This window comes from Roseovarius sp., from assembly GCF_965277045.1.
Lineage (GTDB): Bacteria > Pseudomonadota > Alphaproteobacteria > Rhodobacterales > Rhodobacteraceae > Roseovarius.
Map to the genome: position 1 here is coordinate 2279222 of NZ_OZ255712.1, position 25402 is coordinate 2304623.

Here is a 25402-nt window from a genome sequence, read left to right on the forward strand (position 1 = left end):
GGTTGACTCGGTCTCTTGCCCGCTATGTCATACAGACAGCCAACACGCATGGAGAATTCAATGAAGATCCACGTTACAGCCATCGCCCTCGCCAGCCTCGCCGCCCCCGTTCTTGCCCAGGATGGCGACGCCGAAGCCGGCGAGAAAGCCTTTCGCCAGTGCAAGGCCTGCCACATGGTCATCGACGACTCAGGCGAAACCATCGTGAAGGGCGGTCAGGTCGGGCCCAACCTTTACGGCCTCGCCGGTCGCACCGCAGGCTCGGTCGAGGATTTCAGCTATTCTGACCTGATGGTCGCCGCGGGCGAAGCGGGTCTCGAATGGGACCAGGAAAGCTTCACGGGCTACGTTCAGGACCCGACGCCGTGGCTGAAGGAATACACCGGCGAAGACGGTCGCGGAAAGATGACCTTCAAGCTGCGCAAGGAAGAGGATGCCGCGGATATCTGGGCCTACCTCGCCTCGGTCGGCCCCGAAAGCTGAGGTCGCGCCGCGCAACGGAACAAAGGCCGCCCCCGGAAGGCGGCCTTTTTCATGTCCAGGCCCCGGCATTGAAATTTCCGGACACCAGGCGCCGGGCGCATGCTAGGATGACATTCAACCGCGGAGGAACATCATGATCGCAGGGGCACATGCAGTCCTGTGGCTGCGCGAAGACGGCACCGGAAACGACGCCTGCCGGTTCGCCGATGCCGAAGGCGGCTACCTGGTCGACGGATCGTCAACCGGTTCGGATGGAGAGGTGCTGCGCTATCGCGTCCGCGCCCGGAAAGACGGCACCACACGCCGCGCCCGCATCGGCAGGAAATCCCGGCTGATCGCGCGCCGCGCCAAGGATGACACATGGACGCTGAACGACACGCCCATGCCCGACGTTACCGGCGCCAAGGACATCGACTTGGGCTTCACGCCCGCGACGCTCACATTGCCGATCCGCCGCCTGCATCTTGACGTCGGCAAGGCAACCGAATTGTTCGTCGCAAGGCTGGATGTCGAAGCTGGCCGGCTGACACCGCTCAATCTTGTCCTTCGACGTGTTGCGGGTGACTCTTACGAAATGGAAACCGTCGAGACGGGCACGACCTCGCGATTTACCGTCAACGAAGAGGGTATCGTCCAATCGCAGCCGGGTCAGTGGAGTGCACAGGCCTGACGCCCGCTAACCGGCCACCTGGCCTGCCAGCATCCAGATGCCCATGCCCAACATCACCAGGTTTTCGGTCAATGAGATGAACCCCAACGGCACGTTCGAGCCGCCGCCGACACAGGCGCAGGTCAATTCGCGCTTGTCGATGTAGACGGCCTTGAACACGCTCCAGCCGCCGACCGTCCCGATGAATATCGCCACCGGCGCCACCAGCCAGACCAATGCGGCGCCCGTTCCGATCAGCGCCATCATCCCGACACCTGCGTAGAGTTCGGCAAACGGATACGCATAGCCGTAAGGCACGTAGCGCTGCGCCAGCAGGTCATAGCCCAGAAAGCCGTTCACGAAGCCTTCGAGGTCCTGAAGCTTCTGGATGGCCAGCGCGACCATCGAGCCCGCAAAGAACCACTTGAGCCACGTCAGGACAGGGAAGCTTTCGTACAAGTTCAGCACAATCGCCAGCGCCATAAGCGCGGTGCTGGCAAAGATCGCGATGACGGGCGTGTAGGTCGTTTCACCCTCTTTCAGCACGCGATAGCCGAAGTGCTCTTTCAGCTCGCTGTACCCGCCGATCCGCTTGCCGTCGATAAAGGTCTGCGGCGTGGTCTCGACCCCGTGCGCGTCCATGAACGCGTCCGTCTCCTCGCGCGTGGTCAGGGGATTGTCGTCAATCCGGTATCCGCGCCGTTTCAGCATGGACAGGGACTTCAGCCCGAAGGGACACAGATGCCCCGGCATCACCATCCGGTACAGCGACGCGGTCTTTTCACTCCCCTCGCTTTTGGCACGGGCCGTGTCGGGGCCGTCAATCATGTCCGTGGATGTCATCTCGGATGCCTTTCGGCTTGTGCGTTTCAGGGCAAAACGCCACGCCTTGCGCAGGCGCTTCGCAACTCACTGAGTCAACAGAAAGACAGCCGGTTGGTTCCGGTGACTAACGCCGGCCCCTTGACCTTGAGAGATTCGAAAGCGCCTCAGCCCACCGCGTTCAGCGGCACCACCTTGGCGGCCCGGCCCACCGCCGCACGCGCGGTCGCGGCGATATCCGCCGCCGTCAGGCCCGCGTCGGCATACATGTCGTCGGGGCTTGCCTGGTCAATATAGCGGTCCGGCAGGTGCATGGTCCGTATCGCCAGCCCCCTGTCGAACGCGCCTTCCGCGGCCAGCGCCTGAAGCACCATTGCACCGAAGCCGCCCATGGCACCCTCTTCCACAGTGATCAGCGCCCGGTGATGCCGTGCCAGCTGGCGGATCAGGTCCATGTCCAGCGGCTTGGCAAAGCGCGCATCGGCCAGCGTGACAGACACGCCATCGGCCTCCAACGCGGCCACCGCCGCCCGGCATTCCGCCAGATGGGCCCCATAGGACAGGATCGCCACGTCGCTCCCCTCTTCCAGCACGCGCCCCTTGCCGATCTCCAGCACGTCGCCGCGCTCCGGCAAATCGACCCCCGTGCCCGCCCCGCGCGGATAGCGAAAGGCAATCGGCCCCGCGTCATGCGCCGCCGCCGTGGCGACCATGTGGGTCAACTCCGCCTCGTCGGCGGCGGCCATGCAGACCATGCCCGGCAAAGCGCCGAGATACCCGACATCGAATGCACCTGCATGTGTCGGCCCATCCGCGCCAACCAGCCCCGCCCGGTCAATGGCGAACCGTACCGGCAGGCCTTGCAAGGCCACGTCATGCACCACCTGGTCATAGCCCCGTTGCAGAAACGTCGAATAGATCGCGCAGAACGGCCGCAGCCCGCTCGCCGCCATCCCGGCGGCAAAGGTCACCGCGTGCTGTTCGGCAATGCCGACGTCAAAGACACGGCTGGGAAACCGCTCCGCCATGACGTTCACGCCCGTGCCCGAGGGCATTGCCGCCGTCACGGCCACGATGTTCGGATCGCGCGCCGCCTCATCCGTCAGCGCCTTGCCGAAGACGGAGGTATAGGACGGCGCCCCGCCCGCCTTTTTGGCCTGCACGCCGGTCTCGGGGTCGAACTTCGAAACACCGTGCCCACAATCAGCACTCGTCTCGGCCGGAGCGTATCCCTTGCCCTTGACCGTGCAGACATGGATCAGCACCGGCCCGGTGGCCCGCGTGCGGGCCGCCCGCAGCACCGGCAGAAGTTGCCCCATGTCATGCCCGTTGATCGGGCCGACATACTCGAACCCCAGTTCCTCGAACAGCGTCCCGGACTGGCTCACCCCTGTCACAAGCTGCCGCGCCCGCTTCGCGCCTTCGCGCATCGGCGCAGGCAGCGCCGCCTCGAACCCTTCCGCCAGGCTTTTCACCCGCGCCAGCGGCTCGTTGGCGTAAAGTCCGCTCAGGTACGACGACATCGCGCCCACCGGCGGTGCGATGCTCATCTCGTTGTCGTTCAGGATCACGAACATCCGTCGCCCCTCGGCGCCCGCGTTGTTCATCGCCTCATAGGCCATGCCTGCACTGATCGAGCCATCACCGATCACCGCAATCGCATCGCCCGTGGGCCGCCCCATGTCGCGTCCCACCGTGAATCCCAGCGCCGCACTGATCGAGGTCGAGCTATGCGCGGCCCCGAACGGGTCGAACTCACTCTCCTTGCGCTTGGTGAACCCGCTCAGGCCGTCCTTCTGCCGCAGGGTCCGGATACGGTCGCGACGCCCGGTCAGGATCTTGTGGGGATAGCATTGGTGCCCGACATCCCACACCAGCTTGTCCATCGGCGTGTTGAAGACCGAATGGATCGCCACGGCCAGCTCCACGACGCCCAGCGACGACCCCAGGTGCCCGCCCGTTTCGGAAACCGCGGAAATCACTTCGGCACGCAGCTCGTCTGCCAGCGCCGCCAGGTCCTCGTCTGGCATCTGCCGCAGGTCCTGCGGCCCCGCAACGCGGTCCAGTATCGGTGTGTGTGGTGTGGTCTGTTGCATCGCACCCCCCTCTAGGTGAGTTCCGGCGCGGCACGCAAATGGCTGCAAGCAGCGCAGTGTGGCAGGCCGGACGACGTAGCGCCGCCCGGCCCGGCAGTCGTTATTCGCCGTAGTCCGGCTCGCCCGAGGTCGTGGCCAGTTCCGGCCAGTCCTGGATGACGTTCGTGCCCTGCAATGGCCGCTGATAGCCCTTGTGGCAGGTCCGGCACGCCGCCTTGGGCGCATCGCCGTTCTGTGGCCCCAGCCGGTTTTCCGGCAGCAGCCCTCCGATCGGGATCAGGTAGTCGTTGTTCAACTCCTGCACCATCTGGATGCCCAGCGTCTCGGTCGCCCATTGCGGCGTCACCTGCGCCCCGTCATAGAAGGCGCGGGTGTTGTGACAGAAGACACAGTTCACCCCCAGCGAGTTCGAGATGTAGTTCATCAACGCATAGGTCCGCTCGGCATGCTGGATGCCGGGGTAGCCATCGACACCCGGCACGCCGGCGACGCGACTGTCCAGGTCGTGAACCTTGATCGACTCTCCATCCACCAGGTAGGTCTGCAACGCGTCCGAGGGCAGCGAGGTATAGCTCGACAGCGGCGTCACCCGGTTCTGCACAGCGCCCCATCCCTCGACCCGCTCGTTGACCGGGCTGATGTCGAACCAGATGTCGCTCGGCACGGGCTGGCCGCGGTGACAGGTGTAACAGGTCACGCCCACCTCCGCGTTGGCATTGACGTGCCCGTCCCAGTTCTCGTTCAGGTTCTGGGTCATCCCGATCATGGTATAGCCCACCGAGGTCTGGTAGTTGTCCATGTCCTCGAAAAGGTCGGGAATGCCCGTCCACTGCCGCATCGCGGCCAGCAGCCGGTCGTAGTTTTCCACCGTCAGCCCTTCCAGCCCCGGCGGCACGTTCTCACGCGCATCGCCGGCCAGCTCCTCGCCACCCTGCGGCACCACCGGGTCCGAGCGTGTGGCCATGTAACCCGCGATGCTTGGATCGGGCTTGCCGAGGTCTGACTTGAACTCCGGCACGGACATGCCGGTGCCGCGCGGGCCGGTCTGAAGGCTGTCAACGGCGCTGGACTGGTTGGCAGACACCAGCCAGGCCGCCACCAGGACCGCGCCCCCCACGACCCCGACCGCGATGGCGGGGCCATAGATGTTCGTGGGGTTGTCGGAGTTCCACTTGTTGAACCAGTTCGGTAGCATGGCTCAGTCCTCCTTGCCGATGAAGGCTTCGTAAGACCCGTAAGCCTCGTAGCCGTAAGAGCCATCGTAAGCCGGTGCGAAATTGTGCTCCTGCGCCCAGATGAACCAGTTGTCGACGACCGTGCCGGTCAGCAGGATGCCGATCCCGCCGGTCACCGGCGTCAGGACCGCGAACCACCACGCCCAGCGGTGGATACCTTCCATCGTGGCGTTGAAGCCCATGGTCCAGCGCCAGAAGAGGGCGGCGCGCTCCGTGGCCGTGCCCCGGTCGACGATCTGCTCGAGCTCCCGGTCGCCGCCATAGCGCGTCACGGCTAGGATGGTTGCCCCGTGCATTGCGAACAGCAGCGTAGAACCATACAGGAACACGATGCTAAGGCAGTGGAACGGGTTGTAGTAGAGGTTGCCATACCGGATCGAGAACGCCGTGGTCCAGTCGAGGTGCGGGAAGATGCCGTAAGGCACCGCCTCGCTCCACGATCCCATCAGGATCGGACGGAAGAGGTTCAGCACCAGCATCAGCCAGATGGCACTGGCGAAGGCCCAGAAGACGTGCTTGCCCATCTTGTGCTGCGCCGCCAGAAGGTAGCTGCGAATGAGCCATGTCATTACGCTCACCAGCAGCAGGAAGCTGGCGATGATGAACCAGCCCCCGTCATTCAGCGGCGGAATGGACAGGCCATGCTCCGGCCCCGGCGGCTCCAGCGCCAGCCAGAAGCCCTGGCGCAGGAATTCCGGGATTGACCAGTTGACCTGCGCCAGCATGTTGAAGCCGACGATGTTCAGCGCCAGGATGAAGGTGACCGCGCTGACCAGCCCCGTCCAGCCCAGGTAGATCGGGCCGATCTGGGCGTTGCCCAGCCAGCCCACCAGGTTGCTGAACCGCGGCTTGAACGCCCGCTCGTCCATCATGTGGTTGTCGTTGTCCATGCCCCATTCGGGATTTCCCCGGACCTGGACCTGCGTGAATATGTTCTGATACTCGATCATGTCTTATATCCCCATCTGCGATGGCCAGATCGGCAGTTCGAGCCACCAGTTCCACCATTCGGGCCAGCCCTTGGTCCAGACCGGGCCACTGATGATGATGCAGATCGCCGACCAGAAGCCGGCGTTCAGCGCCAAAAGCAGCCCGACACGGTGGATGCCCAGCGTGCCGACCGAATAGCCGATGAAATCCCGGAAAAACGTGTCTTCGTGATCCGGCGTCTTCATGACCTCGCCCTTCTCGGGGTTGGCCGCCGACAGGATCAGCCCGCCATGCAGCGCCAGGGCCAGCGTGGTGGTAAAGAAGAACGTCACCGCCAGCATGTGCGCCGGGTTGTAATGGAAATGCAGGTACGCGTAGCCAGTGTTGCTGACCCAGTCGAGGTGACTGAAGATCCCGTAGGGAAACCCGTGTCCCCACGCGCCCATCAGGACGGGGCGGAACACCACCAGCGTAACATAGGCGAAGATCGCGACGCTGAAGGCAAAGGGCACGTGATACCCGATGCCCAGCTTGCGGCAGATCTCGACCTCTCGCAGGGCCCAGCTGCAGAAGGCGCCGATCGCGCAGATCGTAATGATCTGCCACAGACCGCCCTCCATCAACGGGGCCGCGCCCAAGCCGTATGACAGGTCGGGCGGCGCGATGTTGATCAGCCAGGGGTTCCAGGTGCCCTGGTGGGCGGCCCCCCAGAAGATCAGGATCGTGCCAAGAAGCGCAAAGAACGCGCCCAGCACGCCGAAAAAGCCCACGTAGAACGGCCCGACCCAGAAGTCGAACAGGTCGCCTCCGATCAGTGTCCCCCCGCGGACCCGGTATTTTCTCTCAAAGCTGAGCAACGCCATTGTTTCTCTCCGCGTTTTCGGCCGGCCAGTCTTGCCCGGCCGTCACTCTTCGTTCGGTTTGTTGCGGGCGGGCGGACCCGCCCGCAACGAGGTTTGACGATTGTCTTGGATCACTCGGACGCCGCAGCGCGGGACGCTGCTGCATTCTCGAACCAGTTGACGCCGTTCGACAGAACCACCAGGTGGATCATGACGGCCAAAAGGAACAGGAATACGCCTTGTGCTACGAACACGCGGCGCGGATCGAAAATGAGCCAGATCTTGTAGAACTTCGACATTTTCTTTCCTTCCTCAGAACCAAGGAGCCCAGATGTACGTCGCGATGTGCGCGATGACCGCAACCAGTGTGAAGAGCGTAAGGCCGCTCATGTACACCGAATGCAACTCCTGGGCTTGCTCGTCGGTAAGACCTGTAAAGGACAGGTCGGTGTTATCAGCCATGAACTTTCCTCCGGAACGTTATGCTGACGCCGCGAACCCCGCGGCCGGGTTCCCCAAGGGCCTTGCGGGCCCCTGAAGGTCTGCTCGCCCAGTCGGGCGGATACAGCTCGGGTTTCGGTCGGGGCATCATGCCTCAGACCGAGAAAATCAGCGGCGTGATCCGGTCCGCCTCGGACCAGGCACGTGCCAGCGGGCCGCGCACATTCAGCGTATGGCGTTCCGCGATCTCGCGGACCCAGCGGAACGTCGTGAACGGCACCGCGCAAAAGAAGATCAGCGTGAAGTACACCCAGAATTCCGCGGTTCGGCGGCGTCCCGTGGTGCTGCGTCTTGGCGGGTTGGACGTCATGTCAGTCATGGGTGTTGTCCTCCTTCTGGACATCTGCCGCGGCGTCTCTGGCCACGGGCGAAAGGGCTTGTACGGTTTCCAGCACGACCCGCTCGGCGCCCTCTCTCAGGGCGGCCTCCTCGGCGGCATCGCGCAGCGTCTTGGCGGCGGAAATTCTGGTCAGCACCGGATGGCTTTCCACGATCCGGTTCAGCTCGGCCTGCGCATCGGCATCCCACGGGAAATCCCGGCGCAACGGCGTCGGCGTGGCCGACCCTGCATCCATCTCGGAGCCCAGCGGCAGGATGTGGAACAGCGCATCGAAGAGCCCGTTGCACACTTCCTGAATGAGGTAAGTCGCCCCGGCATAGCCCATGAAGGGCGTGCCCGTGGCCCGCCGGATCGCCGCGCCCGGAAAACTCGCCGGGATGAAGGCTGGCTTCGGCCCGTGCCCCGCGCTCATCTCGGCCAGGTACATCTTCTCGTTGATCGACCCCATCAGGATCAGCGGGCGCTTGGTATGCACCAGCGACCGCACTTCCTCGTTGTTGGTCTTCGTGCCCGCACAGCGCGCCACCGCGAACCCGCAGGGCAGCCCCATGTCGTTTTCCAGGAAGTTGCGCACGCCCCGCGCATAGGTCTCGTTCGCCACGATGCCAAAGCTGGCCGTGGCAAAGAAATCCTGCGTCACCGACCGCCACAGGTCCCAGACGGGCTTGATCGTCGAATGCTTCTCGCGCTCGATGAACGGCTCCGCGTCCAGTTCCAGCAATTCCCCCAGCTTGCGCAGGAACTTCGTCGTACTGTCGATGCCCACCGGCGCTTGCAGGTACGGCTTGTCCAGCACTTCACACAGGCCGCGCCCGAACTCGCGATACATGCAGATGTTCACATCGGCATTCACAAGGTCCCGCATCTCGGCCAGGTGCGCGCCCAGCGGCATCACCATGTTGACCTCGGCCCCGATCCCCTCGACCAGTCGGCGTATCTCGGCAAGGTCCGAAGGCATGTTGAACGTGCCATACATCGGCCCAAGGATATTGACCCGCGGCTTGGCATCCTCCGCGCGCTTCTTCTCGGGCGGCATACGGCCCTTGGTCATCCCGAACTCGGTGAAGATCCACGTCATTGCCCGGTCCGCGGCTTCCCATTGGTCTTCGTCGATGGTGCGCGGCAGGAACCGCTGGATGTTCGTGCCCTGTGGCGTCACGCCCCCGCCGATCATCTCGGCGATAGACCCCGTGACCACGACCGCCGGCAGCGCCGGATCGAGCGTGCCCCAGGCCCGTTTCATCGCGCCTTCGGTCCCTTCCCGGCCCAGCTCTTCCTCGCCCAGCCCCGTCACCACGATCGGCAATTCATGCGGCGGCAGCGCGTCGGTGTAATGCAGCACCGAGGTCACCGGCAGGTTCTCGCAGCCCACCGGGCCATCGATCACCACCTGCAATCCCTTGACGGCGCAGAAGGCATAAACCGCCCCCCAGTATCCGCCCGCGCGATCATGATCCTGAATAAGCATCAGATCATCTCCTGCGCTTTTTTGGCCCGCGCGGTTTTTTCCAGCTTCTTTTGGTTCGTCGCCCGGAAATCCTCGCGCACGTTGGGCTGGCCCTCCCAGACCCCGGCGGTATCGCCAGTGCCCACGCCCTCGAAGAACTCGCGCATCCGGTCCATCCGCCCTTTGTTGGCGATGGCCGCATTGACCACCTCCGCAAGACTCCCGGCTCCGGCGGGTCCCATCAGGGGCCGCGCGGAGATCAGGTTGGTGAAGTAAAGCCCAGGAACGCCCAGTTCCTTGGCCTTCTGCACGACCGGAGTCGTGCCGATGGCCAGGTCCGGCCGGATGGCTTCCATTGCCGCGCAATCATCTTCCAGCGACGCGCGGTACTGAACCTTGGTGCCTTTCGCTTCCAGCCAGGCCGCGTCGTCCGCCGACCACGGGCTCTTGGCACAGGCCGTGCCCACGTAAGGCACATTGGCCCCGCTCTCGATCAGCAGGCGGGCGACCAGCAGTTCGCTGCCCTCGTAGCCCGACAGCGTAATCGTCCCGTCGATCTTCTTGGCGCCCAAGGCCGCCTCGATCGCCGGCAGGAACGCATTCTGCGCCTGCGCCACCTTGTCGGCAGGCACACCAAAGGCATCGCCAATCGCACTCAGCCACGCCGCCGTTCCGTCCCGTCCCACGGGCGCACTGCCCACAACGGGCCGCCCAGCGGCTTCGAATTCCCGCACGGCGGCGGTATAGAACGGATGGATCGCCGCCACAGCGCCACAATCCAGCGCGGCATAAAGCTCCCGCCACTCGCGGCACGGCACGACCGGCCCCGCGGCCAGCCCCATCGGCGCCAGCATCTGGCCGATCATCACCGGATCGGCCGGGAACATCTCGCCCAGCAAGGTCACGGTCGGCCTGTCGGACACGCCACCCTCAGGGGCAGCAACGGGCCCGGCCTCGATCTCCTTGCGGGCATAGTTCAGCATCGCCCCGGCCAGCACGTCCTTGGCTTCCGCATGGGTCGGAATGCCGAACCCCGGCACGTCGATCCCCACGATCCGCACGCCGTTGATCTCCTTCGGCAGCAGCCGCAGCGGCACGCCACTGGCCGTGGGCACGCACAGGTTGGTCACGACAACCGCATCGAACCGGTCCGGATCGGCCAACTCGTGCACAGAGTCGCGGATATCCTCGAACAGCTTGCCGGTCACCAATGTCTCGGAATTGAACGGCACATAGCCCACCGACCGCCGCGCACCGTAGAAATGCGACACGAAGGTCAGTCCATAGACACAGCAGGCCGAGCCACTCAGCACGGTGGCCACGCGTTTCATCCGCAGGCCCACACGCAAGCTGCCGAAAGCGGGACACATGCTTTGCGGCTTGTCGTGCGGTCCTTGCGGATAGTCGCGCGCATATTGATCCAGCAGATCGCTCTGCCCGGCCATGCGCGCGGCTTTCTCCATCTCGCCCCCGGAATGGCATCCAAGGCCCGGGTCGCCCGTCAGCTCCGGCGCATCCTCACGCGCCTTGCCCTGGATGACCTCCGCCTTGCCGGCGTCGTCATATGTGACTTCATCCGTCATGCATGCCTTTCCGGACCGTCCGAAGACGCGATATCTTTCAACAATCGTCTGATCTGCTCCGGCCGCGCTTCGGCAATCATTCGGCAGGCCTCGATCAGGCGTTTCGTGGTGCTCTGTTCAGGCGTCGTCATAGACCACCTCCAGGCTTGCCTTGGGCGCGGCGTTCTTGCCGCGCATGTCCTCGTCCGTCGCTGGCTCCAGCGTGATGCTGCCGCCCGTCTCGGACTCGTCAAAGAGACCCAACAACCCGTCCTGGTCCAGCGGCGCGGGACGCACGGGCGGGGCCAGCGACACCGCCTCGGCCAACCCGGCAAACAGGCTGCCCCACTGGCTCTTCTCGGTTCCCACAATCTGATAATTGGCCGATTTCTTGCGCAAATCGTCATCCTGCGGGATCGCGGCCAGAACGGGGATATCGACCGCCTTGGCAAAGGCCTGCGCCTCGCCCGAATGGTCGTCCTTGTTGATCACAAGACCGGCGACACCCACATTGCCGCCCAGCTTGCGGAAATACTCCACCGCCGAGCAGACGTTGTTCGCCACGTACAGCGATTGCAGGTCGTTCGACGCCACCAGGATCACCTTCTGTGCCATGTCGCGGGCAATCGGCAGGCCGAAGCCGCCGCAAACCACGTCACCCAGGAAATCCAGCAGGACATAGTCGAAGTCCCAGTCATGGAAGCCCAGCTTCTCCAGCAGTTCGAATCCGTGGATGATGCCACGCCCGCCACAGCCACGGCCCACTTCCGGGCCGCCCAGTTCCATCGCAAAGACGCCGCCCCGCTTGAAGCACACGTCTCCGATCTTCACCTGCTCGCCAGCGAGGTTCTTCTTGGTCGAGGTCTCGATGATCGTCGGGCACGCCTTGCCGCCGAACAGCAGGCTGGTCGTGTCCGATTTCGGGTCGCACCCGATCAGCAGCACGCGCTTGCCCTGCTCGGCCATCATGTGGCTCAGGTTGGCCAGGGTAAACGATTTGCCGATCCCCCCCTTGCCATAGATCGCGATGATCTGCGTCTTGCTGGTGGGCTCGCCCTGTGGCACTTCCAGGCTCGGCTCCTCGCCGGCCTCGTCCCGCAGGCGTTTGTCGAAATCCTTCAGATTGGGGATGTCGTCTTTCACGCTGCGTCCTTCCAGTTGAGTATCATTTTCAGGCAGGACGCCTCTTCAAAGGCCGTCCTGTACGCGTCCTCGGCCTGCTCGGCCGGGGCATTATGTGTGATCAGGCCGCCCAGGCTCAGCGCACCGCTGTCCAGCAGCGCCCCTACGGCGGCAAGATCCTCGCGCGCCCATTCCGCGGCGATGCGCAACCGCGCCTCGCGCATGAAGGCGGGTGGAAAGGCAAAGCTCAGGCCACCGGGATAGAACCCCGCCAGCACAATCTCGCCACCCTTGGTCAGCCGTCCGATCAGGTCGTTCAGAATGCCGGCATTGCCCGAGGCATCGTAAATCGCGCGGTAATCGCGGCGCGCGTCGGCGTCGGGCGCGATCACCTCATAGCCCTCGGCACCGCCGCGCCGCGCCGGGTCGGTTTCCCAGACCACGGGCGCGGGCGCCCCGGCGGCAATCGTCAGCCGCGCCAGAAGGCGGCCAAGCACGCCATGCCCGACGATCAGCTCAGGCACGCGCTTGTCCAATCCGGCCATCGCGTGCCGCGCCGTGGCGGCCAGCGCCAGCAGCGCGCCTTGCGCCCCCAACGTCGAATCGATTCGCGTGACCCTGTGGGCGGGCGTCACCAACCGGCTCGCCGCGCCGCCGAACAGCCCGAACGCGCCGTCGAAGCAATCCGCCCCCGGCACGAACACCGTCTCACCTGTCCTGAAACCACTGTCGGGTCCGGCCTCGACGACCTCGCCCGCAGCCTCGTAGCCCGGCACCAGCGGATAACCCGACCCCGGAAAGGGCGGCATCTCGCCGGTCCAGAACAGTTTTTCCGTGCCGGTCGAGATCCCCGAATGCGCAATGTCCACGATGATATCCGCAGGCCCCGGCTGCTTGAGCGACAGCGTATCGAGGTGCAGGTCTTTCGGACCATTCAGGAAGACGGCGCGCGTTTCCAACTGTCTGAACTCCCCCCTGCTTGCGTGTGAGTCGCGCCATGACGGGCACGATCCGGCTTTATGTTAGTCTATTCTGACACACGCATGTGTCAACTAAACTTTACACTTTACAGCGAATCACCTTGCAGAGGCGGCCTCAGGACTCTTCGCCGGACTTGCGGCAGGCCAGCGCGGAGGTGATGAAGGGACGGATCGGCTTCGGCGTGACCACATCCCCGAATCCCGCCGCGCGGCACATCGCGGCGATCCGCGCCTGAGAGCGCACGCGCCCGGTGCCCATCGCCATGGTATAGAAAGCGAAATAGACGTCGCCCGCCCGCTCGGGCGCATCGCCGCCTGACATCGGCTCCGACACGATCAGCCGTCCGCCCGGCGGCAAGGCGGCAAACGCCTTGCCCAGCAAATCCTCGACCGTGTCGTCCGCGTGATCGTAAAGCACGCGGATCAGACAGATCGTGTCCGCCCCCCGCGGCAAGGGGCCGTCCCTGAAACTGCCGCCCTGCAGCGCAACCCGCTCCGTCAGGCCCGGTTCGCTCAATCGACCCCTGGCCTGCGGCATCACCTCGGGCAGATCGAACAGGATCCCCCGCGCGGCCTTGTTCCGCCGCAAGACCTCGGACAGGAACACGCCCGATCCGCCGCCCACGTCCATCACCGTCCGCGCGCCCTTGATGGGCAGCATGTTCAGCGTGTCGCGCGCCACCAGAACCTGGCTTTCCGCCATCAGCGTCGAATACCTGTCCGCAACCTCCGGCGCGACCTCGCCCTCGGCGCCGAACACGTAGGGCCAGAACCGCGCGAGCCGCGTCTCGCCCTGCCCGCGCAATAGCGCCATGGGATCGGCCATGTCGGCATAAAACTCGGCATTGTGACGGATCATGTTCTCCAGCCCCGGCACGCCCAAAATCGCCGCACCCTTCCGGGCCAGCGCATAAGCTCCGTCGCGCCGCCGCTTCAGCAGGCCCAGCGCCGCGCCCGCGCGCAACAGCTGATCCATCCGGTCGGCGGGCACATCATGGCGAAACCCCAGCGCCTCGGCGCTGCGCGGCCCGTCCAGCAAGGCCCGGAGAATGCCGGTGTCGACCAGAGCCGTCAGGACCTGGCTTGCCACGAAACCCTGAAGCAGATCGAAGATCCCTTCCCCATCCCGGCGCGCCATGCCGCGTCCGAATGGCAATGCGCCTGCAATGCTCTGAAATCGCGGCCGCGCAATCAGACGGTTCAGCCACCCCGAAAGTCCGGCACGTGACCGCATCTCGGGGTCCCGCACCGCCATGGGCCGCTAGACCCGGTAACCGGCGGGCATCTTCGGCATGATGGCCTGCGCCTGCAGACGCACCATCTCGGCCAGCGCCGCCTCGCCCGGACAGGACGGGATCGACGCGATCGCACCTGCCAGGATGTCCTTCAGCCGCGCGACCGCGCCCTCGACCCCATAGGCCGCCACCGCGTTGGGCCGCCCATGCAGGTCATCCTGCCCCACGGGCTTGCCCAGGCTCTTCTCGTCCAGAACCGCGTCGCGCAGATCGTCTGCCACCTGGAATGCCTCACCGATCAACGCACCAAGGTCCCCCCACGGCTCCGCATCATGGCCGGCGGAAACCGCCCCCATTTCCGTCGCCGCGATGAACAACGCCGCTGTCTTCGAGCGGTGATAGGCCTCCAAGTCCACCTCGGGCTCGCTTTCCCAGCCCTGGCCCGCGCAGATGCCACCGGGCATCCCGGTCCGCTTTGCCAGCGTCTGCATCAGGCGCACGCCGCGCAATGGCTCTGTCTCGGCCGCGCGCGCCAGAACGTCGAAGGCCAGGATGATCAGGCTGTCGCCGGTCAGCACGGCCAACGGCTGAGAATGGGCCTTGTGCACCGAAGGTTTGCCGCGCCGCAGGTCGGCATTATCGAAACAGGGCAGATCGTCGTGCACCAGGCTGGCGCAATGGATCACCTCCAGCGCCGCCGCCGCCGCATCGCTGAGCGCGGGCGCGTCGTCGCCACAGGCCTGCGCCACCGACATCAGGATCGTCGGCCGAATTCGCGCCCCGCCCGGCAGGCAAGCATATCTCAACGCCTCGCCAAGCTGCGCCGGAGCCTCCTTCCCCTGCGTCATGTCCAGCGCGCGCAGAACCGCGGCATCAATTCGCTGCGAGAGGGGCATGGATCGCTCCTTGTCAGGCTATATGTCACGATATGACGACATATGTTATGTAAACTATACTGGACACTTTGGGGTTTCGAGTCAACAATCCCGTGCATGACAAGGTCTCGCGATCCGGGCTCCAGCGTGCCCCACGCCGTCATCATCGGTGCTGGGATCGGCGGGCTTGCCACTGCCGCGCGTCTCTCGGGCGCAGGGCTGCGCGTCACCGTGCTGGAGCGCCACGGCCATCCCGGCGGCAAGATGCGCACAGTGCCCTCCGCCGCCGGTCCGGTCGACGCCGGCCCTACCGTTCTGACCATGCGCCCGGTGTTCGAGGATCTCTTCGCCGCTCTCGGCACCCGGCTGACAGATCACGTCACCCTGCACCGGCAACACCTTCTTGCCCGCCATTTCTGGCCCGACGGCAGCACGCTCGATCTCTTCGACGACCCCGATGCCAACATCAAGGCAGTCGCCGCCTTCGCCGGCGCCCGCGCGGGCCGGCAAATGCGCAAATTCTCCGACCGTGCCCGCGCCCTTTTCGAAGGTTTCGACGCCCCGGTGATGCAGTCGCCCGAACCGACGCTGGCGGCCCTCACCTCCCACGTGCTGCGCCATCCGCACCTGATCCGCCAGATGGCCCCGAACAAGACGCTGGCGCAACTACTGGAGTTCAGCTTCAGCGATCCGCGCCTCGTTCAGCTTTTCGGCCGCTACGCCACCTATGTCGGCGGGTCCCCCTACCACGTGCCCGCCCTTCTGGCGCTGATCTGGCAGGCCGAGGTATCAGGCGTCTGGGTGGTCGAGGGAGGCATGCACCGGCTGGCGCAGGCCCTGGCCGACGCCATCACGGACCGCGGCGGCGAGTTCTTGTACGACACCCATGTCGACCGCATCTTCACCGAGAAGGGCCGCGCCATCGGTGTCACCCTTCAGGGCGGCGCCTACCTGCCCGCCGACGCGGTCGTCTTCAACGGCGACCCGCGCGCGCTGGCCACCCGCGCGCTCGGTCCCGGCCTCGAGAGCATCGCACCGCAAACCACCGAAATCCCCCGCAGCCTCTCGGCCGAGGTCTGGGCCTTCGCCGCCAGTCCGTCCGGCCCCGACCTGGCGCATCACAACGTCTTCTTCCGCGCCGACCCCAAGCCCGAGTTCGACGCACTGATGCAAGGCCGCCGCGTCCCGGATCCGACGCTCTATGTTTGCGCCATGGATCGCGGCCTGCCCGCGGCGCCTCCCGCCCTCGAACGCTTCGAGATCATCGCAAACGCCCCGCCCCTGCAGGACCCGCAAGGCCCAGAGGAGTTCACGCCATGTCAGACACGCACCTTCCAGACGCTGGCCGGTTTCGGCCTCGACTTCGATCCGCTGCCGGGACCGGACGCGCTGACCACGCCCCCGGGCTTCGACCGACTGTTTCCCGAGAGCAGCGGATCCCTCTACGGGCAAAGCCCGCATGGCACGATGTCGGCGTTCCAGCGCCCGACAGCCCGGACGCCGGTCAAGGGCCTCTACCTCGCGGGCGGCGGGGTCCATCCGGGGGCGGGGGTGCCGATGGCGGCCCTCTCCGGGAGGCATGCGGCCGAGGCGATACTGACGGACCCAACTTCAACCTCGCCGTCCCGCCCAACGGCTACGCATGGTGGTATGTCGACGGCCTGAAAGATGGCGGCGGTCGCGCCATCTCGATCATCGCCTTCATCGGCTCGGTCTTCTCGCCCTGGTACGCCTGGTCCGGCCGGCGCAACCCGGAAAACCACGTGTGCATCAACGTCGCCACCTACGGCCCCGGCGGGCGCTTCACCATGACCGACCGCGGCAGCAGCGCCCTGCGCCAGACGACGGACAGCTTCACCGTCGGCCCCTCTTCGCTGCACTGGACAAACGGCCGGCTCGTCATCGACATCGACGAGATCGGCGCCCCGCCGATGGTCTCCCGCGTCCGGGGCCGCGTCACCGTCACGCCCTCCGCGATGACACATGTCGAACTGCCGCTCACGCCCGACGGCGCCCATGTCTGGCGCCCCTTCGCCCCCACCGCGCAGATCGAGGTCGATCTCGACGCGCCCGGCTGGCAATGGAACGGCCACGGCTATTTCGACGCCAATTTCGGCACCCGCGCGCTGGAGCAGGACTTCACCTACTGGACCTGGGGCCGCTTCCCGACCGGGACGGGCAGCACCTGCTTCTACGACGCCACCCGTCTCGACGGCTCGCAACTGGGTCTCGGCATCCGCTTCAATGAACAGGGCGACGCCCGGATCGTCACGCCCCCGCCGAAGACTCGCATGAAGCGTACCGCCTGGGGCCTCTACCGCGAGGGCCGCGCAGACCCGGGCCATACCCCGACCCAAGTGCAACCCATGCTCGACGCGCCTTTCTACGCCCGCGCCGCCGTGCACAGCGTGATCGACGGCGAAGAGACCACCGGCGTACACGAGGCGCTCGATCTCAAGCGATTCCGGTCGCCATTCCTGAAACCGATGCTGGCCGTCCGCGTGCCACGCCGGACGCGCTGGCGCTTCCCCGACACCTGAAACAGTCGAAATCTTGAAAAGTTTTCGGTCCGATTTCTTCTCAAGAAATCGGCACCGCTATCCGCTCCACGCCTGGAACCCCACGGCCCCGCCGTAGATCCCCAGCATCGTCAGGCTCTCCCACCCCATGTTCGCAGGGCCAGACTTTTCGCGCAGGATCAGCCCGATCAACAGAACGGCGGTCATCGCCAGCCCGACCACGACCCAGAAGAGGTCGCCCGTGCCGATCGCATGATACAGCGACCCGTCGCGATAGCTGATGTCCGACAGCGTGAGGAACAGCACGTCGAACGTGTTGCCCCCGATGATCCCGCCAACGGCCAGCTGCAACGCCCCGCGCCTTACCGCGGCCAGCGTGGTCACCAGCTCGGGCAACGACGTCACCACGGCGGTCATCAACGCGCCGACCAAAGCCGAGGACAATCCCAGCTGCTCGGTCAGCGCCCCGGCGGAGCGCGCAATCGCATAGCCCGCAAGCCCCAGCAGCACCATAAGCGCCGTGAACGGCACCAGCAGCGATACCGCGCTTTTCTGCGCATCCTCGTCGTCCTCGGGCTGGTCGTCACGCGTCTCCTTCGTGTCCACGGCCCGCCACATCGGGCTTTGGCGGATGCCCACGCTGGCATAGGCACCAAACAGGTAGAGGCCTACCAGCACCACCGAGGCCGGATGCACCGACCAGAACGCCACATCGGGCATCACGAAGGCTGCCAACGGCACCACCATCATCAGCATCAGCAACGTGCTCTGAAACAGGTTCGCCACGTCCGCCGCGGCATGTTCGAGGTTCGCCCGGCGATAGATCAGGTCGGCAAAGGCAAGAAACGCCGTCTGCGCCGCGATCCCGCCGATGCCGTTGGAAAAGGCGAGGCTTGCGCGCCCGTCCAGCGCCGACGTTATGGAAACCACCGTGCCCGACAGCGACGTCGCGGCCCCCAGCAACAGCCCGCCGGTCACCGCCTCGCCCAACCCCGTGCGGTCCGCGATGCGGTCCGCCATCCCGGTCATCTTGGTCCCCGCGACAAGGATAACGAGCGCCGCCCCGGCGAAAACGATCAGGTTGGCTGTCAGGGATAAGTCACCGAGCATGACCGCTCAACCGTGCAGCCATTGACCGGGTTCCATGCGCGCAGCGACGATCAGCGCCGCGCCTCGGCCCGCACGACCTCGGGATTGAGCCGCATGACCGACAGGTTCAACGCACCCGCGACGCTGACCCAGGCGAGGTAGGGCACGAACATCAGCCCGGCCAGCCAATCCACCTGCCACAGCTCGATCATGCCCCAGAACACCGCGATCCACAGGAAAACCAGCACCACGAAACCCAGTCGGATCCGGCGCAGGCCAAAGAAAACCGGCGTCCACAACCCGTTCAACGCGATCTGCAACGCCCAAAGCGCCATCGCCACCGCATTGTCCGGGCTCACCGCCGCACGCGCCCCGGCACCAGCGATCAGCAGGTACAGCGTCGTCCACGCCACCGGAAACAGCCAGTTCGGCGGCGTCCATGTCGGTTTGTTGAGGTCTTCGTACCATTTGCCCGGCGGGAACAGGGCCCCCGTCGCACCCGCCGCAAAGCAGGCCGCAAGAAAGATTGCAAAGCAAAGCCAGATCATGACCTCGATCTAGCGTGCCTCCCCGAGACCGGCAAGGCCGGATCGTCCCGGTCCCGCGCCTTCAGCGTCGCCATCGTCGAACACAGCGCCTCGCTCCAGTCGCGCCCCGGGGCCGGTCGCTCCGCCGCCGCCTCAACCAGATACGCCACCTCGGGCAAGGGCCGCGCGTGCAGAACGGCCGAGCGCGGCATCATCATCGTGCCGCCCGCCCGCAGGCTTGCCAGCATCAGCCAGCCAAGCTTCTGCGCACCGGTCGTGCGCGCCCGATGCGTGATCGAATCATACCCCAGCCGGCGCAACTGCCGCCCGATCCCGGCATAGATATACCGCGCCGCGAAAATCCCGGGCCGGGCACTCACGGGCAGCGTCGCCACCCCCGCCTCGGACCGAGCATAAAGCCCGTCGGCCTCGCGCAAGAGCCTTGCAATAACCCGATGCAAGGCGGGCGACATTTGCGGGCTGGCCAGAAACGCCGCCTCGTCCAGCCCCTCGTCCTCCATCCAGTCGCGCGGCAGGTAAAGCCGCCCCTCTCGGGCATCCTCGCCCACGTCGCGGGCGATATTCGTCAGCTGCATCGCCACGCCCAGGTCACAGGCCCGCGCCAGCCCGTCGGCCTCGCGCATCTCCATCAGAACGCACATCATCGCACCCACCGCCGAGGCCACCCGCGCCGAATAGGCCCGCAGGTCCGACAGGCTGTCATACCGCCGGCCTTCCGCGTCCCAGGCCAGCCCCTCCAGCAGCGCCTCGGGCAATTCGCGCGGCATGTCGAACCGCGCCACCATGGCGGCAAAGGCCCGGTCGGCGGGCGCGTTCCGCGGCACCCCGCGATAGGCCAGGTCCAGCCGTTCGTGCAGCCGCGCCACTGCCTCGACCTTCTCGGAATGCAGGTCGACCGAATCGTCCGCCAACCGGCAGAACGCATAGAGCGCCAGCGCCGGATCGCGGACACGCTTCAGCAAAAGTTTCGACGCCGCATGGAAAGACCGCGACCCGTCCCTGATCGCCTCGCGGCAATGCGCCATGTCGGCGGCTTCGGTTCGCGTCAATCTCATCTCACCCGCACCTCGTCGGCATCCGGCACCAGCTTGCCCAGCACCTCGGCGCTCGACACCACGCCCGGCAGCCCCGCGCCGGGATGCGTGCCCGCCCCGACAAGGTACAGCCCCGCCACTTCCTCGCTCACGTTATGCGGCCGGAACCAGGCGCTCTGCAAAATGCGCGGCTCCAGCGAAAACCCCGACCCGTGCGGGCTCAGGTACCTGTCCCGGAACGTCTCGGGCGTGAACACTTCCGACGCGGTCAGATGCTTTCCCAGCCCCGGCAGCAACTGTTCTTCCAGCACCGCCTGCACCTTCCGGCGATAGGTCTCGGCCATCGCGCCCCAGTCGACCGGATCATCGAACCCCAGATGCGGCACCGGGCTCAGCGCATAGAACGTGTCATCCCCCTCCGGCGCGGCGCTCGCGTCCGTCACCGTGGGCCGGTGCACGTAAAGACTCATGTCCTCGGCCAGCTTTCCCCTGAGGAAAATATCCTGAACCAGCCCTTTATAGCGCGGACCATTCAGAATCGTATGGTGCCCCGCATCGGCCCATTTGCCACGCGTGCCCTTCGTGCCGAAATACCAGACGAACAGCCCCATCGACCACCGCGACCGCTTCAGCTTGGGCGCGGTCCAGCGCCGTTTCTCCACGTTGCGCATCAGGGTGTCATAGGTGTGCCCGGCATCGGCGTTCGACACGATTACATCCGCTTCGACCAACTCGCCGCCGGTCAGCCGCACACCCGACGCGCGCGCCTCGCGCACCACGATCTCATCTGCTTCGGCGCCCTGCCGCACCAGACCGCCCTGATCGGCCACGACATCCGCCATCGCGCGTGCAATGGCATCGACACCGCCCATCGCATAATGCACGCCGAATTCCTTTTCCAGGTGACTGACAAGGATATACATCGACGTCACGTTGAACGGATCGCCCCCGATGAAAAGCGGATGGAACGAGAACGCCATCCGAAGCCGTTCGTCCCTGAACCGCTTCGCCGCATGGGCATAGACCGACCGGTCCGCCCGTAGCAGCCCGAAGGCGGGCAAGGCGTTCGCCAGGTCGCGCAGCCGATGCATCGGCCGCCGCCCCAAATCCTCAAACCCGAACGCATAGCGCCGTTCACTGTCCTTAAGGAACCGCTCGTAGCCCTGCGCATCGCCGGGGCTCAGCCGCGCCACCTCGGCCCGCATCGCGTCGGTATCCTGACGCGCGGTGAACGTGCTGCCGTCAGGCCAGCGAATCTCATAAAACGGATCAAGCGGACGCAAATCCACGTCATTGCGAAACCGCCGCCCGCAGGCCGCCCAAAGCTCCTCGAACACCTGCGGCACCGTCACGATGGTCGGCCCCAGATCGAACCGGTGCCCGTCGCGCCACAGGCTCGACCCGCGTCCGCCAGGGCTGTCCAGACGATCCAGCACCGTCACGCGATAGCCTTTCGCGCCTAGCCGCATGGCCGAGGCCAGCCCGCCCAGCCCGGCGCCGATCACGATCGCATGGGGCCGCCGGGCCCTGTCGGACTGTTCACGAAGCGCGGGATCCAGACATGTCAACATACGGCCAGACTACATGTGTCAAGTTAAGTTGACAATCGCCGAGTGAAGTTCTTTTATGGGCCGGAACGCGCTGGACAACCGGACGTCGCGGTTGGCATGAATGGGACTGCCGAACCGCACGCACTGGCCGAAGGGGGACAGGGTCATCCAAATCGTCAGCCTCAGCTTTTTCCGTTTTGCACCGGGCCTCTCCAGGCTCTGGGCCTTTACCATGATGGGCCTTGCGCGTCCCGCGCTGGCCCGCGTCCCCGGCATCGGCTTCTGGAAGCTGTGCGGCTCTGGCACCGGCGAAGGCTTCACGCCGAAACCCAACACCGGCGTCTATGCCATTCTCGCCACCTGGCCCGACCTTGCCACCGCACAGCGACAGACCGCCGAGGCCCCGATCTTCCTCCGCTACGCCCGCCGCGCGGTGGAATGCTATACGCTCTTCATGCGGACAACCTCCGTGCGCGGTGCCTGGTCCGGCACGACCCCTTTCGAACCCGAGGGAACGGCAGACACCGGCCCCGTCGCCGCCCTCACCCGCGCCACGATCAAGCCCCTTGTCGCGCTCAGGTTCTGGCGCCGCGTGCCCGACATCAGCACCGTCATCGGCGCCGATCCCAACGTTGCCTTCAAGATCGGCATCGGCGAGGTGCCGCTGCTGCACCAGGTCACCTTCTCGGTCTGGCCCGACACCGCGGGCATGGCCGCCTTCGCCCGCCACGACGGCCCCCATGCCCGCGCCATCAGGGCCGTCCGCGACGGCAACTGGTTCCGCGAAGAACTCTACGCGCGCTTCAACATCGTCGCCGACCGTGGCACGTGGCAGGGCTCCAAACCACTTCAGCACCTGGGGGTCGGCGCATGAGCCTCGCCTTTCCGTTCTCCGCCATCGTCGGACAGGACACCATGAAACAGGCGCTGATCCTGACGGCCATCGACCCGGGCCTCGGCGGCGTGCTGGTCTTCGGCGACCGCGGCACAGGCAAGTCCACCGCCGTGCGCGCCCTCGCGGCCCTTCTGCCGCCCATCACCGCCGTCAAGGGCTGCCCGGTCAATTCCGAGCGCCCCGAGGACTGCCCCGACTGGGCCACCGTGCCCGACACCGACCTGGTGGAACGCCCCACCCCTGTTGTCGACCTGCCCCTTGGCGTGACCGAGGACCGCGTTACCGGCGCGCTCGACATCGAACGCGCGCTCACCAAGGGCGAAAAGGCGTTCGAGCCGGGCCTTCTGGCCCGCGCCAATCGCGGCTATCTCTATATCGACGAGGTCAACCTGCTCGAGGACCACATCGTCGATCTACTGCTCGACGTCGCCCAGTCCGGCGTCAACGCGGTCGAGCGTGAAGGCCTCTCCATCCGCCATCCCGCCCGCTTCGTTCTGGTCGGCTCCGGCAACCCCGAAGAGGGCGAGCTGCGCCCGCAGTTGCTCGACCGTTTCGGTCTCTCGGTCGAGGTCGCCTCCCCCACAGACATCGACGAGCGGATCGAGGTCGTCCGCCGCCGCGACGCCTTCGACATGGACCGCGAAGGCTTCATAGCCAAATGGCAACCCGAGGATGCGAAAATCCGCGATGCCATCCTCGCCGGCCGCGCGGCGCTCCGCAAACTCGAGGCGACCGACGCCATACTGCGCGACTGCGCGACCCTCGCCGTGGCCCTCGGCGCCGACGGCCTGCGCGGCGAGTTGACCTTGCTCCGCGCCGCCCGCGCCCTCGCCGCCTACGAAGGCGACAAGGCCATCTCCCGCGATCACCTCGCCGCCGTGGCCCCCCTGGCGCTCAGCCACCGCCTGCGCCGCGACCCGCTGGACGAGGCCGGCTCCACCACCCGCGTCACCCGCACCGTCGCCGAAACCTTCGGATGACAACCGGCGCCGACACCGCCCGCACCCAGCGCGCCCTCGCGGCGCTTGCGGTCGATCCCGGCGGCCTCAAAGGGATCACCTTCCGCGCCCGCATGGGACCCGCCCGGCAGGCGTTCGAGACCGCCCTGCGCAAACTCCCCGGCCCCCAGCACCGCATCCACCCCGCAATCACCGACGATCAGCTCTTCGGCGGCCTCAACATCGCCGCCTCGCTGGCCGAGGGCCGCCCGGTGCTCGACGCGGGCCTCGCCGACCAGCCGTCCACGCTCACCCTCACAATGGCCGAGCGCACGCCCTCCGACCTCGCCGCCCGCCTCGCCCAACTGCTCGACGCGGATCGCGGCCACGCCCTCATCCTTCTCGACGAAGCCGCCAGCGCGGAGGAAGGCGCGCCCCAAGCCCTGCTCGATCGCCTCGCCTTCCATATCGAGCCGCCCGAGGCCGCCACTCCCGTCCGCCTGCCCGCCGCCGCCGATCTGGATGCGGCCCGCAAACGCCTGGCCCGCGTTCAGGTCTCCGACGACGCCCTGCCCCTGCTGGTCACCCTCGCCGCCCGCTTCGGCATCCACAGCCTGCGCGCGCCCATCCTCGCCCTGCGCGCCGCCCGCGCCCTCGCCGCGCTCGACGCCGAGATGACGATCACCCGGGATAACCTTCAGGAAGCCGCCGAACTGGTCTACCCATCCCGCGCCACCATGATGCCGACCGAGGCGGAAGAGGAAACCCCTCCCGATGCGCCCGAAGCGGACCAGTCCGACAACGCGGACGAAAACGGCGACCAGTCCCTCACCGACCTGCCCGACGACATCCTCGTCTCCGCCATCGCCGCGCTCCTTCCACCCGACATCCTCGACCGCCTCGCCGCCAAATCCACCCGCCCCGCCAATGCAGCAGGCAGCGGCGCGGGCGACCGCCGCCGCGGCAATCGCCGGGGCCGCCCCCTGCCTTCGCGCCCGGGCCGCCCCTCGGCTCAGGCGCGGATTGACCCCATCGCGACCCTGCGCGCCGCCGCCCCCTGGCAGACCTTGCGCCGCACCGGCCGCAACGCCGACCGCGCGCTCGTGATCCTGCCGTCTGACATCCGCATCAAGCGGTTCGAGGACCGCTCCGACCGCCTGCTCATCTTCACCGTCGACGCCTCCGGCTCCGCCGCCGTCGCCCGGCTGGCCGAAGCGAAAGGCGCCGTCGAACTCATGCTGGCCCAGGCCTATGCCCGCCGCGACCAGGTCGCCCTGCTGGCCTTTCGCGGCACCGGCACCGAAACGCTCCTGCCACCCACCCGCTCGCTCGTGCAGGCCAAGCGTCGCCTCGCGTCCCTGCCCGGCGGCGGCGGCACGCCCCTCGCCGCCGGGCTGATGGCCGCCGGCGAGCTTGCCCAGCTGGCCCGCGGCCGCGGCCTCACGCCCATGCTGGTCCTGCTGACCGACGGCCGCGCCAACATCCCCCTCACCGGCGAGCCGGACCGCGCCACCGCCAACGACGACGCCACCCGCATCGCCGCCAGCTTGCGCCAGCAGGGCCTCTCCGGCGTCCTCGTCGACACCTCGAACCGCCCCAACGACGCGGCCCGCACCGTCGCCGCCGCCCTTGGCGCGCGCTACCTTGCCCTGCCCCGCGCCGACGCACAGGGCATAAGCACCGCCGTCACCTCGGCGCTCGAGGCGTAAG

General features: G+C 66.4%; 26 protein-coding genes. 7 read left to right on the forward strand and 19 right to left on the reverse strand.

Annotation, left to right across the window (positions count from 1 at the left end):
- The first annotated feature begins 60 nt into the window (after nt 1-60).
- Together ACQY4V_RS11490 and ACQY4V_RS11495 are read left to right on the forward strand one after the other, a co-directional pair.
- On the forward strand, nt 61-483 hold the full coding sequence (locus ACQY4V_RS11490) for a c-type cytochrome (protein ID WP_428511791.1): 423 nt from the start codon (nt 61-63) through the stop codon (nt 481-483).
- A gap of 133 nt (nt 484-616) precedes the next feature.
- Entirely contained in the window at nt 617-1153 is a 537-nt protein-coding gene (locus ACQY4V_RS11495; RefSeq protein ID WP_428511793.1) for a putative glycolipid-binding domain-containing protein, read from the forward strand.
- Between the two features lie 6 nt (nt 1154-1159).
- On the opposite strand, the gene ACQY4V_RS11500 is transcribed toward ACQY4V_RS11495, so the two are convergent.
- The 15 genes from ACQY4V_RS11500 to ACQY4V_RS11570 form a co-directional block, all read right to left on the reverse strand.
- Nucleotides 1160-1975: a MauE/DoxX family redox-associated membrane protein gene (locus ACQY4V_RS11500; RefSeq protein ID WP_428511795.1), complete on the reverse strand. Its 816-nt coding sequence runs from the start codon at nt 1973-1975 to the stop codon at nt 1160-1162.
- A gap of 146 nt (nt 1976-2121) precedes the next feature.
- On the reverse strand, nt 2122-4050 hold the full coding sequence (dxs, locus tag ACQY4V_RS11505) for a 1-deoxy-D-xylulose-5-phosphate synthase (RefSeq protein ID WP_428511797.1): 1929 nt from the start codon (nt 4048-4050) through the stop codon (nt 2122-2124).
- Nucleotides 4051-4150: 100 nt separating this feature from the next.
- Nucleotides 4151-5245 carry a photosynthetic reaction center cytochrome PufC gene (pufC, locus tag ACQY4V_RS11510; protein WP_428511799.1) on the reverse strand — a complete coding sequence of 365 codons (1095 nt, stop codon included), beginning with the start codon at nt 5243-5245 and terminating at the stop codon, nt 4151-4153.
- 3 nt (nt 5246-5248) lie between these two features.
- The gene (pufM, locus tag ACQY4V_RS11515) at nt 5249-6235 is read right to left on the reverse strand and encodes a photosynthetic reaction center subunit M (RefSeq protein WP_152493184.1); all 987 of its coding nucleotides are present in this window, start codon (nt 6233-6235) and stop codon (nt 5249-5251) included.
- 3 nt (nt 6236-6238) lie between these two features.
- Nucleotides 6239-7078 carry a photosynthetic reaction center subunit L gene (gene pufL, locus ACQY4V_RS11520; RefSeq protein WP_428511802.1) on the reverse strand — a complete coding sequence of 280 codons (840 nt, stop codon included), beginning with the start codon at nt 7076-7078 and terminating at the stop codon, nt 6239-6241.
- A gap of 110 nt (nt 7079-7188) precedes the next feature.
- Complete coding sequence (gene pufA, locus ACQY4V_RS11525) at nt 7189-7356, reverse strand: light-harvesting antenna LH1, alpha subunit (RefSeq protein ID WP_152493186.1); 168 nt, start codon at nt 7354-7356, stop codon at nt 7189-7191.
- A gap of 13 nt (nt 7357-7369) precedes the next feature.
- Entirely contained in the window at nt 7370-7519 is a 150-nt protein-coding gene (pufB, locus tag ACQY4V_RS11530) for a light-harvesting antenna LH1, beta subunit (RefSeq protein ID WP_057794645.1), read from the reverse strand.
- Nucleotides 7520-7652: 133 nt separating this feature from the next.
- Nucleotides 7653-7877, reverse strand: coding sequence for a cytochrome PufQ (gene pufQ, locus ACQY4V_RS11535; protein ID WP_306129531.1), 225 nt, complete (start codon nt 7875-7877; stop codon nt 7653-7655).
- Complete coding sequence (gene bchZ, locus ACQY4V_RS11540; protein ID WP_428511805.1) at nt 7870-9366, reverse strand: chlorophyllide a reductase subunit Z; 1497 nt, start codon at nt 9364-9366, stop codon at nt 7870-7872. Before bchZ ends, pufQ begins: the two co-directional genes overlap by 8 nt.
- The gene (gene bchY / locus ACQY4V_RS11545; RefSeq protein ID WP_428511807.1) at nt 9366-10928 is read right to left on the reverse strand and encodes a chlorophyllide a reductase subunit Y; all 1563 of its coding nucleotides are present in this window, start codon (nt 10926-10928) and stop codon (nt 9366-9368) included. The genes bchZ and bchY overlap by 1 nt, the downstream gene beginning before the upstream one ends.
- Nucleotides 10925-11059 (reverse strand): hypothetical protein, encoded by a 135-nt coding sequence (locus ACQY4V_RS11550; protein ID WP_274593557.1) that lies wholly within the window; start codon nt 11057-11059, stop codon nt 10925-10927. Before ACQY4V_RS11550 ends, bchY begins: the two co-directional genes overlap by 4 nt.
- The gene (locus ACQY4V_RS11555; RefSeq protein WP_428511809.1) at nt 11046-12050 is read right to left on the reverse strand and encodes a chlorophyllide a reductase iron protein subunit X; all 1005 of its coding nucleotides are present in this window, start codon (nt 12048-12050) and stop codon (nt 11046-11048) included. Before ACQY4V_RS11555 ends, ACQY4V_RS11550 begins: the two co-directional genes overlap by 14 nt.
- On the reverse strand, nt 12047-12988 hold the full coding sequence (gene bchC, locus ACQY4V_RS11560) for a chlorophyll synthesis pathway protein BchC (protein ID WP_428511811.1): 942 nt from the start codon (nt 12986-12988) through the stop codon (nt 12047-12049). Before bchC ends, ACQY4V_RS11555 begins: the two co-directional genes overlap by 4 nt.
- A 136-nt stretch (nt 12989-13124) precedes the next feature.
- On the reverse strand, nt 13125-14147 hold the full coding sequence (locus ACQY4V_RS11565) for a methyltransferase (RefSeq protein ID WP_428511813.1): 1023 nt from the start codon (nt 14145-14147) through the stop codon (nt 13125-13127).
- Between the two features lie 123 nt (nt 14148-14270).
- Nucleotides 14271-15140: a polyprenyl synthetase family protein gene (locus ACQY4V_RS11570; RefSeq protein ID WP_428511815.1), complete on the reverse strand. Its 870-nt coding sequence runs from the start codon at nt 15138-15140 to the stop codon at nt 14271-14273.
- 96 nt (nt 15141-15236) lie between these two features.
- Here ACQY4V_RS11570 and crtD point away from each other — a divergent pair, with 96 nt between their 5' ends.
- On the forward strand, nt 15237-16784 hold the full coding sequence (crtD, locus tag ACQY4V_RS11575) for a 1-hydroxycarotenoid 3,4-desaturase CrtD (RefSeq protein WP_428511817.1): 1548 nt from the start codon (nt 15237-15239) through the stop codon (nt 16782-16784).
- Nucleotides 16781-17659, forward strand: coding sequence for a carotenoid 1,2-hydratase (gene crtC, locus ACQY4V_RS11580; protein WP_428517232.1), 879 nt, complete (start codon nt 16781-16783; stop codon nt 17657-17659). Before crtD ends, crtC begins: the two co-directional genes overlap by 4 nt.
- A gap of 57 nt (nt 17660-17716) precedes the next feature.
- Here the strand turns inward: crtC and ACQY4V_RS11585 are convergent, their stop codons facing one another.
- Genes ACQY4V_RS11585 through ACQY4V_RS11600 form a run of 4 tightly spaced genes read right to left on the reverse strand, consistent with a single transcriptional unit; the run spans nt 17717 to nt 21880 of the window.
- On the reverse strand, nt 17717-18748 hold the full coding sequence (locus ACQY4V_RS11585; protein ID WP_428511819.1) for a sodium:calcium antiporter: 1032 nt from the start codon (nt 18746-18748) through the stop codon (nt 17717-17719).
- A 50-nt stretch (nt 18749-18798) separates the two neighbouring features.
- The gene (gene tspO / locus ACQY4V_RS11590; protein ID WP_428511821.1) at nt 18799-19275 is read right to left on the reverse strand and encodes a tryptophan-rich sensory protein TspO; all 477 of its coding nucleotides are present in this window, start codon (nt 19273-19275) and stop codon (nt 18799-18801) included.
- Entirely contained in the window at nt 19272-20330 is a 1059-nt protein-coding gene (crtB, locus tag ACQY4V_RS11595; protein ID WP_428511823.1) for a 15-cis-phytoene synthase, read from the reverse strand. Before crtB ends, tspO begins: the two co-directional genes overlap by 4 nt.
- Nucleotides 20327-21880, reverse strand: coding sequence for a phytoene desaturase (locus tag ACQY4V_RS11600; RefSeq protein WP_428511825.1), 1554 nt, complete (start codon nt 21878-21880; stop codon nt 20327-20329). Before ACQY4V_RS11600 ends, crtB begins: the two co-directional genes overlap by 4 nt.
- Before the next feature lie 100 nt (nt 21881-21980).
- On the opposite strand from ACQY4V_RS11600, the gene crtA reads away from it, so the two are divergent.
- The 3 genes from crtA to ACQY4V_RS11615 are packed head-to-tail and all read left to right on the forward strand — an operon-like array spanning nt 21981 to nt 25401.
- The gene (crtA, locus tag ACQY4V_RS11605) at nt 21981-22733 is read left to right on the forward strand and encodes a spheroidene monooxygenase (RefSeq protein ID WP_428511827.1); all 753 of its coding nucleotides are present in this window, start codon (nt 21981-21983) and stop codon (nt 22731-22733) included.
- Entirely contained in the window at nt 22730-23734 is a 1005-nt protein-coding gene (gene bchI / locus ACQY4V_RS11610; protein ID WP_428511829.1) for a magnesium chelatase ATPase subunit I, read from the forward strand. Before crtA ends, bchI begins: the two co-directional genes overlap by 4 nt.
- Complete coding sequence (locus ACQY4V_RS11615; protein ID WP_428511831.1) at nt 23731-25401, forward strand: magnesium chelatase subunit D; 1671 nt, start codon at nt 23731-23733, stop codon at nt 25399-25401. Before bchI ends, ACQY4V_RS11615 begins: the two co-directional genes overlap by 4 nt.
- Nucleotide 25402 lies beyond the last annotated feature (1 nt).